The organism is Leifsonia psychrotolerans (genome assembly GCF_013410665.1).
In the GTDB taxonomy this organism is placed as follows: domain Bacteria; phylum Actinomycetota; class Actinomycetes; order Actinomycetales; family Microbacteriaceae; genus Cryobacterium; species Cryobacterium psychrotolerans_A.
Map to the genome: position 1 here is coordinate 1,205,112 of NZ_JACCFM010000001.1, position 14,049 is coordinate 1,219,160.

Genomic DNA, 14,049 nt, shown 5'->3' on the forward strand with positions numbered 1-14,049 from the left:
ATTGTCGTGAATGGCAGCGTTTTCCCATCTGCTGAGCGGAACAGGAAGTAAAACCAGTGAATCGGATTATGCCCAGAGTCGTCGACACTCGAATTCGAGTGATCGCTTGGGTCTATCTGGCCGCGCAGATTCTGCTCGTCGGAACCGGTGGGCTGGTGCGCTTGACGAGTTCAGGATTGGGCTGTCCCACCTGGCCCGCCTGCACGGCGGATTCCCTCGTGAACACGCCCGAAATGGGCATCCACGGCTTGATCGAGTTCGGCAACCGCCTGCTCGGCGTCGCGCTCGGAATTTTGGCCATCGTGGCCTTTCTCTCCGTCTGGCGCATGCGTCAGACCCGTCCGGATCTCTTCCGCCTCACCCTTTTCGCGGGCCTCGGCATTCCCGCCCAGGCGTTCATCGGCGGCATCAGCGTCTGGACGCAGCTGAACCCCTACGTGGTCGGGCTGCACTTTGTTATTTCGGCGATTCTGGCGGGGCTGTGCACGGCGTTCGTGTTCCGCACCTACACGGAAATGGGGCCGCGGGTTGTTGCTGTCCCCCGCTGGTATCTCATCGTCACGCATCTCACAAGCGTTGTCGTGGCTCTCACCGTTCTCGTCGGCATCATGACCACGGGATCCGGCCCGCACGCGGGCGATGCCAATGCGCCCCGCAACGGTCTGAACTCCGAGTTGCTCCAACACATCCACGCGTGGCCGGCCTACACGACTTTCGCGCTGACCCTCGTGTTGCTGTTCGCAGCATTCCGCCTCCGGCTGCAGACGTTGCCCTGGGCGGCCCTGCTTCTCGTCGTCGAACTCGTTCAGATCGGAGTCGGATTGCTTCAGGCCCGCACAGGTCTTCCGCCGCTTATGGTCGGCATCCACATGATCCTTTCCTGCGTGCTGGTCTCGGCACTGGTCTCGCTGATCCTGCACCTCACAAAACCGGCGGGGCTACCGACCGCTGTGCTCACCACGGACAGCAGCGCTGCCGCTCCGACGGATGCCTCCACCGCAGCGGCGGGTTCGGTCTAAGCCGAGCGGCCGTGGGATCACGGTCGGTGTCGTTCGCGACGCATGCCCCCTGTTCAGGGGAATAGTGGGCGATTATCCTGTGGGCATGAACACTGCCCGAAATGTTCTACCGAATTTCGCTGACGATGCCACACGATTGGCCGAATTCGGTCCGCCCATTTTCGGTTTCGTGCCGCAGGCCGCGCTGCTGGAGCGCGGATGGAGTTGGTTCGGCCGGGACGGCGCACACCTCGAAGCCCAGGCACATTATTGGCTCGCCGATGCGCATGGTGACTTCGGTCTTCGACAGACAGCCCGTGGCATGATGGGCAGGGAATTTCGCGGTTTTGTCTTCACCGATGTTCCTGGTTCGAGCGGTCGCCGGGGCGATCCGGTGCGCGACGCACTCTCCCTGCATCTGGCGCAGGTCGTGAACAGCTACCGCACATCGCATTACGAGGTGGGTTCTGGTCTCCGGCCGGAGCGACAGGCGCGACGGCAGCAGTACATCGACGCTGCTCCGGGCGAACCCGCCACCATCGATTTTCAGCGGCGTCGCACCCCTCCCGGTGACACACGGGTAGATTCTCGGTCCGCCGTGCGAGTGACCTGCGCCGAGTTCAGCGCATTCGCCACCACGAAGGCAGGACGAATCGTCACCCTCGTGCTCCACCGCGACGACACCCGTCGCGTCGAGGTGAGACTCGTCCGCGTGCTTTAGCGGTTCAGGCGGATCAGAAAGGTAACAGTGGGTCGATTCCCACGGCCAGAAACAGCAACGTGAGGTAAGCGATCGAGCCGTGGAAGACCCGCATGGGCGAAACGTGCTCGTGACGGATAGCGAGGTTGTAGAGACGATGCGTCTCGTAGACGAACCATCCTCCTGTCACGAGTGCGACGGCCGTGTAGACCACGCCCATGTCAGCGATGGGGATCAACAGCAGTGAGCAGGCGACGGTTGCCCAGGCATACAGGATGACCTGAAGGCCGACCTGCACACGGCCACGCACGACGGCCAGCATCGGTACTCCAGCCGCCTGGTAGTCGGCGCGGTACTTCATCGACAACGGCCAGTAGTGCGGCGGCGTCCAGAGGAAGATGATCGCGAAGAGAATGAACGGCGTCCAGGACAGGTCGTTCGTGACCGCCGCCCAGCCGATCAAGACGGGCATGCAGCCGGCGACACCACCCCAGACGATGTTCTGGGCCGTGCGACGCTTGAGAATGAGCGTGTAGAACACAACGTACAAGAGGATCGCGCCGAGTGAGAGCGCTGCGGCGAGCAGGTTGGTGAAGAGCCAGAGCCAACCGATCGAGAAGATTCCCAGAGCCCACGCAAAAACAAGTGCCTGACGATCGGTGAGCTCACCGGTCACGAGCGGGCGCCCCTTGGTGCGCTTCATCACCCGGTCGATATCACGGTCGAAGTAGCAGTTGAATGCGCCCGCAGAACCGGCGCTGCACGCACCACCGATCAGCGTCGCCAGAACCAGCCAGAAGTCGGGAAGGCCTTGCTTTGCCAGAATCATGGTCGGAGCTGTCACGACCAGTAGCAGTTCGACCACTCGCGGTTTCGTCAGGGCCACGTAGGCCTTGATTGTCTGGCGGATACCCATTCGTCCGCTATCGGTACGAGTTGTTACGGCGACGTCCATTGCTCCTCTAACGCTCTGCTGTCCTCCTGATTCTAGGCCACTTGTTCAAGGAGGCCTGGGCGCGCCCGCGCAGGTCCGCGTCGCACGTGTGAGGGTGGCCGGGAATCGACATTGCGGGTTCGGTGCTCCGTATACTGGGAGAGCTCCCCGAATTCGATGTGATAGCACCCCCGCGCAGATCAGCGGTGGGAGCCCCTATCACTACGAAACCGATGATGTCGACGGGCGCGCTACACCTCAATTGGGAGCGGGTTTTCGACAACCTGCCCTCTGTGTCTCTAGAAGGGTCAAGAACAAGTGGCAGCATTGCAGTGGGATTCGATCGACAACAAGGCCGTGGACACCGCGCGAATTCTCGCAGCGGACGCCGTCGAAAAGGTGGGTAATGGGCACCCGGGCACGGCCATGAGCCTGGCCCCCGCTGCCTACCTCCTGTTTCAGAAGGTCATGCGCCGTGACCCCGCAGACAAGGACTGGCTCGGTCGCGACCGTTTCATCCTCTCGGTCGGCCACAGTTCGCTCACCCAGTACGTTCAGCTCTATTTCGGCGGCTACGGCCTCGAACTCGATGATCTCAAGGCGCTGCGCACCTGGGGCTCGCTCACACCCGGACACCCTGAGTTCGGGCACACGGACGGTGTTGAGATCACGACCGGACCACTCGGCCAGGGCCTCGCCTCTGCGGTTGGCTTTGCCTACGCGGCCCGCTACGAGCGTGGCCTGTTCGATCCCGAGGCCGATGCCGGCACCAGCCCGTTCGACCACTTCGTCTACGTGATCGCCGGCGACGGCGACCTGCAGGAAGGCATCACGAGCGAGGCGTCCTCGCTCGCCGGCCACCAGCAGCTTGGCAACCTGATCGCGATCTACGACAGCAACCAGATCTCGATCGAAGACGACACCAACATCGCTTTCACCGAAGACGTTCACGCCCGCTACGAGGCATACAACTGGCACGTCCAGGTCGTCGACTGGAAGAAGACCGGCGAATATGTTGAAGACGTCGCCGAGCTGAACGACGCTATCGAGGCGGCCAAGGCCGTGACCGACAAGCCGTCGCTGATCATCCTGAAGACCATCATTGGCTGGCCGAGCCCGAAGAAGCAGAACACCGGAAAAATTCACGGCTCTGCACTCGGCGCCGAAGAGCTTGCCGCTGTGAAGGAGGTGCTCGGTTTCGATCCAGCACAAACCTTCGAGGTGGCAGACGAGGTTATCGCCCACACCCGGCAGGCCCTCGTGCGCGGTGCAGCAGAGCACGCCGAGTGGAACGTGGCCTTCGACGCCTGGGCGGCGGCGAACCCGGAGCGCAAGATCCTGCTTGACCGTATCCTCACCGGCGAACTGCCGGAGGGTGTCGCAGAGGCACTCCCGGTGTTCGATCGGGGCACCGAAGTCTCGACCCGTGCCGCTTCCGGCAAGGTGTTGAACGCACTTGGACCCGTCATCCCCGAGTTGTGGGGCGGCTCAGCCGACCTCGCCGAGTCCAACAACACCACGATCGCCGGTGCAGCATCGTTCGTTCCGAGCGAGCACTCCACGCACGAGTGGACCGGAAACACGTACGGCCGCGTGCTGCACTTCGGCATCCGTGAACACGCGATGGCTGCGATCCTGAACGGCATCGTGCTGCACGGCAACACGCGTGCCTTCGGCGGAACCTTCCTGATTTTCAGCGACTACATGCGCCCGGCAGTGCGTCTCGCCGCCCTCATGAAGGTGCCGTCGATCTTCGTCTGGACCCACGACTCCGTGGCACTCGGCGAGGATGGCCCCACCCACCAGCCGATCGAACAGCTGGCCACCCTGCGCGCCATTCCCGGCCTCGACATCGTGCGCCCCGGCGACGCCAACGAGACCGCGTGGGCGTGGAAGACGATCCTCGAACGTCGCAACGGCCCGGCCGGGCTCGCCCTGACCCGCCAGAACATCCCGGTGTTCGAGCGCGGCGACGGCGCAGCATCCGGTGACGTCTTCGCTTCGGCCGAATTCGTCGCGAAGGGTGCCTATGTTCTCGCCGAGGCTCCGAATGGCACACCCGACGTGATCCTGATCGCCACGGGTTCCGAAGTGCAGCTGGCTGTTGAGGCTCGCGAGGCGCTGAAGGCACAGGGCGTCAACGCTCGCGTCGTCTCCGCACCGTGCCTGGAGTGGTTCGAAGAGCAGACGGATGAGTACCGCGAGTCGGTGCTGCCGAGGGCGATCACTGCACGGGTATCGGTTGAGGCCGGAATCGCGTTGACCTGGACAGGCTATGTCGGCGACACGGGTCGCAGCGTCTCGATCGAGCACTTCGGTGCCTCGGCCGATTACAAGACGTTGTTCCGCGAATTCGGTATGACAACGGAAGCCGTCGTCGCCGCAGCCCAGGATTCCCTCGCCGCGCACTAGGTGCCGATGCACCGCTCGCTTGATACAGCACAGCATTTGAAGGAGAAAGACATTATGACTGAAACCACTCCCCTCGCCCAGCTTTCCGCTGCTGGCGTCAGCATCTGGCTCGATGACCTCTCGCGCGACCGCATCGTCTCCGGTGGACTGCAGAAACTGATTGACGAGAAGAACGTCGTCGGCGTCACGACCAACCCGACGATCTTCGCGGGGGCCCTCAGCAAGGGCGAAGCGTATGCCGAGCAGGTGGCGTCACTCGCCGCAGCGAACTCCAGCGTCGCCAACGCCGTGTTCGAGATCACCACTGACGACGTGGCCGCAGCCAGCGACATCTTCCGTCCGGTCTATGACCGCAGTAACGGTGTCGATGGTCGCGTCTCGATCGAGGTCGAACCGGGCCTCGCCCACGACAGCGCTGGGACCGTCGCCCAGGCCAAGCAGCTCTGGGCCAAGGTCGATCGCGTCAACGCCATGATCAAGATCCCGGCGACCATTGCCGGTCTTGAAGCCATCACAGAGACGATCGCGCTCGGTATCAGCGTCAACGTGACGTTGATCTTCAGCCTCGAGCGTCACCGCCAGGTCATCAACGCGTACCTGTCTGGCCTGGAGAAGGCGAAGGCTGCAGGCATCGACCTGTCGACGATCCACTCCGTGGCCTCGTTCTTTGTGTCGCGCGTCGACACCGAGATCAACAACCGCCTCGAAGCAATCGGCACCGACGCCGCACTCGCTCTGAAGAGCCAGGCCGGCGTCGCCAACGCACAGCTGGCCTATCAGGTGTACGAGCAGGAATTCGCCAGCGAGCGAGCCGTCGGCCTGTGTGCAGCCGGCGCCAACAAGCAGCGTCCGCTCTGGGCCTCGACCGGTGTCAAAGACCCGTCGCTGCCCGACACCCTCTACGTGACCAACTTGGTCGCCCCGGAGGTCGTCAACACCATGCCGGAGAAGACCATGGAGGCGACCTTCGACCACGGCGTCATTCCGGCCGACTCCGTCACGGGCTCCTACGCCGCAGCCAACGCTGTGCTCGACGCGCTGGCCGCCCAGGGCATCTCGTATGACGATGTCACACGGGTGCTCGAAGAAGAAGGTGTCGCGAAGTTCATCGTTTCGTGGGATGAACTACTCGAAACTGTCGCCACCGCCCTCGGCGCCGCACCGGTTACGGCGTAACCATGAGCTTCCGCATCTCGGTGAGCGGTGCGGCGGCTGAGGCCGTCCGCACCGCGGTTCCTGCGCTCGTCGACGACCTCGTCGCATCCGGCATCACGGCGTTGGACCCAGCGCTGTGGGGTCCCGCGGCGGAGGATGAGGCCAGTAAGCGTCTCGGCTGGACTGAGTCCGTCGTCGTTTCACGCCCGCTCCTGCCTGAGATCCTCGCACTGCGTGACGAGTTGCGGGCCCAGGGAGTCACCCACATCGCCTTGGCCGGCATGGGCGGCTCGTCGCTGGCACCCGAGGTCATCACGCGCACCGCGGGCGTCGAACTCACTGTGCTCGACGCCACAGATCCAGGTCAGGTGCTCGCAGCACTCACCGATCGTTTGGCCCAGACAGCGCTGGTCGTCTCATCGAAGTCGGGTTCAACGGTTGAGACCGATAGCCAGCGTCGTGTCTTCGAGCGTGCTTTCGAGGCCGCCGGAATCGATCCGGTCGAGCGCATCATCATCGTGACCGACCCGGGCTCTCCGTTGGAAGCATCGGCCCATGAAGCGGGCTACCGCGTCTTCAACGCCGACCCGAATATCGGCGGCCGTTACTCCGCTCTGACCGCCTTCGGACTGGTCCCCTCCGGCCTGGCCGGCGTCGATATCGCAGAACTGCTCGACGAGGCCGAATCGATTTCTTTGGCCCTGGCTATCGACTCGCCCGACAATCCCGGGCTCGTGCTGGGCGCGGCCATCGCCGCAACCTCGCCGCGACGCGACAAACTGGCCATCGTCGCCGACGGTACCCACATCGTGGGCTTCCCCGACTGGGCTGAGCAGCTCATCGCGGAATCCACCGGAAAGAACAGCACCGGCATCCTGCCTGTCGTATTGGGCACGAATGCTCCCGAGCTCACCGAGAATCTGGCCGATCTCCAGGTGCTTCGCGTAGTTGACGACGCCGGCGTCCATATCTTTGGCGACCATGGCGGTCGTGACGAGATCCGCGTCAGTGGCACCCTCGGAGCGGCGTTCTTGGTCTGGGAGTACGCCACGGTTGTCGCCGGCCGTCTGCTCGGTATCAACCCATTCGACCAACCCGACGTGGAATCGGCGAAGGTCGCCACCCGCGGCCTTCTCGACGCCCGGCCGGAACCCGAACCCGCGGCGTTCATTTCGGATGGCATCGAGGTCCGCGGCACTCCACACGTCATCGGTGCGGCCAGCGACCTGGCCTCAGCCGTCGATGCACTCTTAGAAGAGCTGGGTCCCGACGGCTACGTCTCGATCCAGGCGTACGTCGACCGTCTCGCTTTGCCCGAGCTCGAACAGACTCGTGACCTTGTCGCCGCACTCTGCCACCGCCCGGTCACGTTCGGCTGGGGCCCACGGTTCCTGCACTCGACCGGGCAATTCCATAAGGGCGGACCGGCCACCGGTGTCTTCCTGCAAATTCTGGCCACACCGGCCGAGGATCTCGACATTCCCGACCGACCGTTCACGTTCGGGCAACTTATCCAAGCCCAAGCCAGCGGCGACGCCAGTGTGCTCGCTGAGCATGGGCGCCCTGTGCTCACGCTCACGTTGACGCAACCGGCATCGAACCTCACCGTGCTGTTCGACGCCTTGCGCTAACAGTCCGTCCGTTTTCTCAAAAGGAGCCGCATGTCCCCGGTGGAAATTACTCCGGAGTTCAACCCGCTGCGTTCGCCCTCCGACTATCGCCTCAACCGCATAGCCGGACCATCGAGTCTCGTCATTTTTGGCGTCACCGGGGATCTGTCGCGTAAGAAACTCATGCCCGCCGTCTATGACCTTGCCAACCGGGGGCTCCTACCGCCCGGGTTCGCTCTCGTCGGGTTCGCCCGACGGGATTGGGATGACCAGGATTTCATGAAGGTCGTCTACGACGCCGTCAAGGAATATTCGCGGACGGAATTCCATGAGGATGTCTGGGCACAGCTGGCTGAGGGCATCCGTTTCGTCTCCGGAACCTTCGACGACGACGACTCCTTCGAGCGGCTGAAGACGACCATCGATGCGCTGGATCGGGAGCGTGGAACCATGGGAAACCATGCGTTCTACCTCTCGATCCCGCCCAAGGCGTTCCCCCAGGTCACCGAGCAGCTGCGTCGTTCGGGTCTCGCCGATCAGAAGAAGGATCAGTGGCGCCGCGTTGTGATCGAGAAGCCGTTTGGCAGCGACCTGAAAACAGCCCGCGAGTTGAACGACGTCGTCGAGTCCGTGTTCCCACCCGACTCCGTGTTTCGCATCGACCACTATCTCGGTAAAGAGACGGTGCAAAACATTTTGGCCCTGCGCTTCGCAAACCAAATGTTCGAGCCGCTCTGGAACGCGAACCACGTCGACCACGTGCAGATCACAATGGCTGAAGACATTGGAGTCGGTGGTCGAGCCGGCTACTACGACGGGATCGGCGCCGCCCGCGACGTCATCCAGAATCATCTCCTACAGCTTCTGGCGCTCACCGCGATGGAAGAACCGATTTCGTTCGATGCGGCAGACCTCCGGAACGAGAAGGAGAAGGTTCTGGCCTCCGTGCGTCTCCCCGAGGATCTCGGAACGGGCACGGCGCGTGGTCAGTACGGCGGAGGCTGGCAGGGCGGTGAGAAGGTTCTCGGCTTCCTCGAAGAAGACGGGATGAACCCCGAATCGCTCACCGAAACGTATGCGGCTTTGCGCCTTGAGATCGACACTCGTCGGTGGTCCGGCGTTCCGTTCTACCTCCGTGCGGGTAAGCGTCTGGGGCGCCGTGTGACCGAGATCGCTGTGGTCTTCAAACGCGCTCCCCAGTATCTCTTCGCCGCAAGCCAGACCGCTGAACTCGGTCAGAACGCCCTGGTCATCCGGGTTCAGCCCGACGAGGGCGTGACGATCCGGTTCGGTTCGAAGGTGCCCGGAGTGGGCATGCAGGTGCGCGATGTCACGATGGACTTCGGCTACGGGCACGCGTTCACCGAGGCCAGCCCCGAAGCCTACGAACGTCTCATTCTCGACGTGCTGCTGGGCGACCCGCCGCTGTTCCCGCGGCACGAAGAGGTTGAGCTTTCCTGGAAGATTCTCGACCCGATCGAAGAGTACTGGGCGGGCCAAGGCCAGCCGGAACAGTACCGTCCCGGCACGTGGGGTCCCGAATCCGCCGATAAACTTTTGGCCCGCGACGGCCGCACCTGGAGGCGACCATGATCGTCGATCTACCCGACACCAACACATCAAAGATCTCGAAGGCTCTGGTACGCATTCGTGAAGAGGGTGGCGCTGTGGCTCTCGGCCGCGTACTGACCCTCATCATCGCTGCAACGCATGGGCATGAGGAAGAAGCGATCGAGGCCGCCAACGACGCGTCGCGTGAGCATCCGATGCGCGTCATCGTGGTGTCGACCACTGGCGCGGATACCCCTACGACGGATGCCGCGGCGCGCGTCGACGCAGAGATTCGCGTCGGCGGCGATGCCGGCGCCAGCGAGGTCATCGTTCTGCGTATCTACGGCGAGGCTGCCGCCGACCCCGAAAGCCTCGTGACGGGTCTGCTGCTCCCCGATGCTCCAGTCGTCGCCTGGTGGCCCGGTGAAGCACCCGAAATACCCGCCGAGTCGCCACTGGGTCGAATCGCCTACCGTCGAATCACCGACGCATCGGCGCGCCCCAACCCCCAGGAAGCGTTGCACCGACTGTGCACGACCTACCGACCGGGCGACACCGACTTCGCGTGGACGCGGCTCACCCTGTGGCGTGCTCAGCTTGCTGCCGTCCTGGACCAGCCTCCCTACGAAGCGGTGACGGCGGTTCAGGTGACCGGTGCCGCCGACTCCCCCTCGACCGCACTCCTTGCGGCTTGGCTGCAGATGGCCTTGCAGGTTCCCGTCGACTACGAGCTCACCACCGGCCCGCTCGCCAACGGCATCCGTGGCGTGCAGCTCACCCGCGCATCAGGCGTGATTTCTTTGAATCGTGAGATACCCGACGTGGCCACCCTGGTTCAGCCCGGCCAGCCCACGCAGGATCTGTCCTTGAAACGCCGCAACCTGCGCGACTGCCTGGCCGATGAGCTGCGACGTCTCGACCCCGACGAATTGTACGGTCAGGTCATCACGCGGGGATTGCCCGACCTGGCTGATCCCGTCGCCCAACAGATCGGAGTCACCTCGTGACGAACGAACGGCGCGTGCTTGTGCACGCCGACAAGCAGTCCTTGGCCGGTTCAGTCGCTGCGCGATTCATCACGAAGACCGTCGATATCCTCGACGAAAACGATGTTGCGACTGTGGTCCTGACCGGTGGCAGCGTCGGCATTGGAGTGCTCGAGGCCATCAACGCCTCCGCAGCCCGCGACACCATCGACTGGAAACGAGTGCAGTTTTGGTGGGGTGACGAGCGGTGGCTACCGCGGGGCGATTCCGAACGCAATGAGGGCCAAGCCCGGTCGGCGCTGCTTGACCACATCGCCGTCCCGCCCGGGAACATCCATGCCTTCGCCGCGTCAGACGACGGTGTCTCGCTTGAGGATGCGGCCACCGCGTATGCCACAGAGCTCGCTGCCGCCGCACCCGATGGTGACGACTATCCCCGGTTTGACATCACATTTCTCGGTGTCGGTCCAGATGGCCATATCGCCTCGCTCTTCCCCCATATGAACGGCATCCGTGAGACGGAATCAAGCGTCGTCGCGGTGCACAACTCCCCCAAGCCGCCGCCCGAACGGCTGAGCCTTACACGTCCCGCACTGAATTCGTCGGAACGCGTCTGGTTGGTTCTGGCCGGCGCCGACAAGGCATCAGCGCTTGGCCTCGCCTTAGCCGGAGCGAGTCGCGACGAAGTTCCCGTCGCCGGCATCAAGGGTCGACGCCGCACGGTCTTCTTCGTCGACAAGACGGCCGCCGCTGAAGTTCCGTCGAACCTGATTGCGCCGAGCTACTAAAACCCGCGCTGTCACAGGCACGCACACGTGTGGCCCGGTTGATTCATTCAACCGGGCCACATTCGCGTCTGTCTGGCATTGCGCCAGCGCGTCGACTAGTTCGTCGGCTTCAGCTTGCCCCGACGGATGCGAAGCTGCACGAGCGCCTCTTCAAGAAGCGACTCAGCCTCCTCTTCCGTGCGACGTTCTTTCACGTAAGCCAGGTGAGTCTTGTACGGCTCGAGCTTGACCACCGACGGCGGATTCTCACGGTCGCGGCCGGCCGGCAAGCCGGAGGTCGGACAATCGATGGTCTCGGGAATTTCTTCGTCCGGCAAGTTCGCCGCGAAGTAGCGTACCGTCTCGTTGCCGAGGGCATCCCAGTAGGACACCTTAATGCGGTCCGCGTGAAAACCGCGGTCCTGTTCGCCCATCGGGCCTGCTCCTACACGGGAGCCGCGGATTGCGCTTCCACCAGATGCCATTATGTTCCTCTGCTAAAAAAAAGTTGGTGAGTGCCACACGACCAGGGTCGTCTTAGGCACCCGTGTCGAACTTGGTGATCAGACCGAGGACGATAATCGTCGAGATCCAGAGCAACCCAAGAGCGACGGTGAAACGATTGAGGTTTCGTTCGGCCACGCCTGATGAACCCAGACCCGACGTCACTCCACCTCCGAACATGTCGGAGAGGCCGCCACCGCGACCCTTATGCAACAAAATGAGCATGGTGAGCAGAAGGCTCGTAATTCCGAGTACTACCTGCAACACAACCTGGAGAATCTCCACGCGAAACCTTTCACAATGCGGTGGCATGACGGCACCACCGGAGCCATTGGTAATTATAGCCTGACGGCCGCCCTTGTCTCAGAACAACCCGCGCGTGCCGGTGGCACGCGCGTCAGCATCCGGTGGCGAAGGCTAAACTCCGACGTGCTTCTGGTACCGGGCGATGCTCGAAAACTCAGCAATATCGAGGCTCGCTCCACCGATGAGTGCACCATCGACGTTTGGCTCTCGCATGAACCCCGCAATGTTGGAGGCCTTGACCGAACCGCCGTAGAGGATGCGCGTCTTGTCGGCGACATCCTGTCCGAGCATCTCATTCACCACCGCGCGAAGCGCGCTGGCAACCTGTTCGGCCTGCTCCGGCGTTGCGGCTTGGCCGGAACCGATGGCCCACACGGGCTCATAGGCGACGACGAAGTCCGCGGCATTTGTCACTCCGGTCAGGGCTGCGCGCAGCTGGGCGACGGGAACGGCGCTCGGCCCATGTTCGGCCAAGTCTGCTGCGGTTTCACCCACGCAAATCACGGGCACCAGGTTGTGCCCGAGGGCAGCGGTCACCTTCGCTGCGACGACCTCGTCGGTTTCATTGTGCAGAGTGCGCCGCTCAGAGTGGCCGATGATCACATACTGGCATTCGAGCTGCGCCAGGAATGCCGCAGAAATCTCGCCGGTGTAGGCACCGGATTGGTGAGCCGAAACATCTTGTGCACCGAAGGTGATCGGGAGCTTGTCAGCCGAGATCAGCGTCTGAACTGAGCGCAGGTCGGTGAACGGCGGAAAGACAGCAACCTCAACGGTGGAGAAGTCGTGGCGTGCGTCCTTGAGACTCCACGCCAACTTCTGCACAAATGCGATCGCCTGGAGGTGATCCAGGTTCATCTTCCAGTTGCCCGCCATCAGTGGCGTGCGGCGAGGGTGAGTAGTTATGCCCATCCGAGGACCTCCAGTCCAGGCAGTCGCTTACCCTCGAGGAACTCGAGGCTTGCGCCGCCACCGGTTGAAATGTGACCGAATTGGTCGTCGTTGAAGCCGAGAATGCGCACGGCCGCAGCTGAGTCGCCACCGCCGACCACGCTGAGGCCATCGACCTCGGTGAGCGCAGCGGCAACGGTACGAGTTCCCTCGGCGAACGGCGCAAGTTCGAACACACCCATGGGGCCGTTCCAGAACACCGTCTTCGAGGTACGAATAATGTCGGCAAATACTGCCGCCGTTGCGGGGCCGATGTCGAGGCCCAGTCCGGAGGCGCCGAACGGGGTGTCTTCAATTCCGTCTGCCGCGGTCACAATGATGTCGGCGTCTGCGCCGAATTTCGAGGCAACGACGACGTCGGTCGGAAGCACGATCTTCACGCCGAGGCGATCGGCCTCGGCGAGGTAGCCCCGCACGGTTTCGAGCTGGTCGGCCTCGAGCAGGCTGGAGCCGACCTTGTGCCCCTGGGCCGCAAGGAAGGTGAACAGCATGCCGCCCCCGATCAGCAGCGAATTCACACGCGGAAGCAAATGGCCGATGACCCCGAGCTTGTCTGACACTTTCGAGCCGCCGAGCACGACCGTGTACGGCGCTTCGGGTTTCTCAGTCAAACGGTCGAGGACGTCAAGTTCTGCGGCGATCAGGAGTCCGGCCGCACTCGGCAGAGCCTGGGCCAGCTCGTAGACGCTGGCCTGCTTGCGGTGTACGACACCGAAGCCGTCAGAGACGAGAGCGTCGCCGAGAGAAGCGAGCTGAGCCGCGAAGGCCACACGCTCGTCGACACTCGTGCTGGTCTCCCCCGCGTTGAAACGCAGGTTCTCGAGAACGGCGACATCGCCGTCGGCCAGGCCGTCCACCACTGCTGTTGCCACGTCGCCGACGGTATCCGTGGCGAAGGCGACCGGGGAATCGAGAAGCTCAGCCAGTCGAGCGGCAACCGGAGCGAGGCTGTACGTCGGATTCGGCTTGCCGTCGGGGCGCCCCAAGTGGGAAACCACCACCACCCGCGCCCCCGCCGCAACGAGAGCGGTGAGCGTCGGCAGCGACGCCCGCACGCGGCCGTCATCGGTGATTTGTCCGTCTTTCAACGGCACATTCAAATCACAACGGACGATGACACGCTTGCCGCGCAGAGCGCCAAGCGATTCAATGGTGCGGAGCGTCACTGCGTTATC

The 14,049-nt window shown here is 63.2% G+C and carries 13 protein-coding genes; 8 read left to right on the top strand and 5 right to left on the bottom strand.

From position 1 onward, the window contains the following. Window positions 1-68 precede the first annotated feature (68 nt). Window positions 69-1,019 (top strand): COX15/CtaA family protein, encoded by a 951-nt coding sequence (locus tag HNR05_RS05660; RefSeq protein ID WP_179578136.1) that lies wholly within the window; start codon window positions 69-71, stop codon window positions 1,017-1,019. An 85-nt stretch (window positions 1,020-1,104) separates the two neighbouring features. Then, window positions 1,105-1,719 carry a hypothetical protein gene (locus HNR05_RS05665; RefSeq protein WP_179578137.1) on the top strand — a complete coding sequence of 205 codons (615 nt, stop codon included), beginning with the start codon at window positions 1,105-1,107 and terminating at the stop codon, window positions 1,717-1,719. A gap of 13 nt (window positions 1,720-1,732) precedes the next feature. Here HNR05_RS05665 and HNR05_RS05670 read toward each other — a convergent pair whose 3' ends face one another. Further along, a complete protein-coding gene (locus HNR05_RS05670; RefSeq protein ID WP_179578138.1) occupies window positions 1,733-2,653 on the bottom strand; it encodes a heme o synthase in 921 nt (306 codons plus the stop codon). A 297-nt stretch (window positions 2,654-2,950) separates the two neighbouring features. Here HNR05_RS05670 and tkt point away from each other — a divergent pair, with 297 nt between their 5' ends. The 6 genes from tkt to pgl are packed head-to-tail and all read left to right on the top strand — an operon-like array spanning window position 2,951 to window position 11,134. Continuing rightward, window positions 2,951-5,044, top strand: a complete 2,094-nt coding sequence (tkt, locus tag HNR05_RS05675; protein WP_179578139.1) for a transketolase — start codon at window positions 2,951-2,953, stop codon at window positions 5,042-5,044. A gap of 54 nt (window positions 5,045-5,098) precedes the next feature. Continuing rightward, complete coding sequence (tal, locus tag HNR05_RS05680) at window positions 5,099-6,220, top strand: transaldolase (RefSeq protein WP_179578140.1); 1,122 nt, start codon at window positions 5,099-5,101, stop codon at window positions 6,218-6,220. 2 nt (window positions 6,221-6,222) lie between these two features. Beyond that, a complete protein-coding gene (locus tag HNR05_RS05685) occupies window positions 6,223-7,830 on the top strand; it encodes a glucose-6-phosphate isomerase (protein WP_179578141.1) in 1,608 nt (535 codons plus the stop codon). 30 nt (window positions 7,831-7,860) lie between these two features. Continuing rightward, window positions 7,861-9,402, top strand: coding sequence for a glucose-6-phosphate dehydrogenase (gene zwf, locus HNR05_RS05690; RefSeq protein WP_179578142.1), 1,542 nt, complete (start codon window positions 7,861-7,863; stop codon window positions 9,400-9,402). Further along, entirely contained in the window at window positions 9,399-10,367 is a 969-nt protein-coding gene (locus HNR05_RS05695) for a glucose-6-phosphate dehydrogenase assembly protein OpcA (protein WP_179578143.1), read from the top strand. The genes zwf and HNR05_RS05695 overlap by 4 nt, the downstream gene beginning before the upstream one ends. Next, window positions 10,364-11,134: a 6-phosphogluconolactonase gene (gene pgl / locus HNR05_RS05700; RefSeq protein WP_179578144.1), complete on the top strand. Its 771-nt coding sequence runs from the start codon at window positions 10,364-10,366 to the stop codon at window positions 11,132-11,134. The genes HNR05_RS05695 and pgl overlap by 4 nt, the downstream gene beginning before the upstream one ends. A 95-nt stretch (window positions 11,135-11,229) precedes the next feature. Here pgl and HNR05_RS05705 read toward each other — a convergent pair whose 3' ends face one another. The 4 genes from HNR05_RS05705 to HNR05_RS05720 all read right to left on the bottom strand — a co-directional run bounded on the left by HNR05_RS05705 (window position 11,230) and on the right by HNR05_RS05720 (window position 14,040). Next, a complete protein-coding gene (locus HNR05_RS05705; protein WP_179578145.1) occupies window positions 11,230-11,598 on the bottom strand; it encodes an RNA polymerase-binding protein RbpA in 369 nt (122 codons plus the stop codon). A gap of 52 nt (window positions 11,599-11,650) precedes the next feature. After that, window positions 11,651-11,902 carry a preprotein translocase subunit SecG gene (gene secG / locus HNR05_RS05710; RefSeq protein WP_179578146.1) on the bottom strand — a complete coding sequence of 84 codons (252 nt, stop codon included), beginning with the start codon at window positions 11,900-11,902 and terminating at the stop codon, window positions 11,651-11,653. A gap of 132 nt (window positions 11,903-12,034) precedes the next feature. Continuing rightward, entirely contained in the window at window positions 12,035-12,835 is an 801-nt protein-coding gene (gene tpiA / locus HNR05_RS05715; RefSeq protein ID WP_179578147.1) for a triose-phosphate isomerase, read from the bottom strand. After that, window positions 12,826-14,040, bottom strand: coding sequence for a phosphoglycerate kinase (locus HNR05_RS05720; RefSeq protein ID WP_179578148.1), 1,215 nt, complete (start codon window positions 14,038-14,040; stop codon window positions 12,826-12,828). The genes tpiA and HNR05_RS05720 overlap by 10 nt, the downstream gene beginning before the upstream one ends. Window positions 14,041-14,049: the final 9 nt, after the last annotated feature.

Bases quoted from the DNA above. Each gene is read 5' to 3' on its own strand.
- HNR05_RS05660 (WP_179578136.1), top strand. From the start codon at position 69: ATGCCCAGAGTCGTCGACACTCGAATTCGAGTGATCGCTTGGGTCTAT.
- HNR05_RS05665 (WP_179578137.1), top strand. From the start codon at position 1,105: ATGAACACTGCCCGAAATGTTCTACCGAATTTCGCTGACGATGCCACA.
- HNR05_RS05670 (WP_179578138.1), bottom strand. From the start codon at position 2,653: ATGGACGTCGCCGTAACAACTCGTACCGATAGCGGACGAATGGGTATC.
- tal (WP_179578140.1), top strand. From the start codon at position 5,099: ATGACTGAAACCACTCCCCTCGCCCAGCTTTCCGCTGCTGGCGTCAGC.
- HNR05_RS05685 (WP_179578141.1), top strand. From the start codon at position 6,223: ATGAGCTTCCGCATCTCGGTGAGCGGTGCGGCGGCTGAGGCCGTCCGC.
- zwf (WP_179578142.1), top strand. From the start codon at position 7,861: ATGTCCCCGGTGGAAATTACTCCGGAGTTCAACCCGCTGCGTTCGCCC.
- HNR05_RS05695 (WP_179578143.1), top strand. From the start codon at position 9,399: ATGATCGTCGATCTACCCGACACCAACACATCAAAGATCTCGAAGGCT.
- HNR05_RS05705 (WP_179578145.1), bottom strand. From the start codon at position 11,598: ATGGCATCTGGTGGAAGCGCAATCCGCGGCTCCCGTGTAGGAGCAGGC.
- tpiA (WP_179578147.1), bottom strand. From the start codon at position 12,835: ATGGGCATAACTACTCACCCTCGCCGCACGCCACTGATGGCGGGCAAC.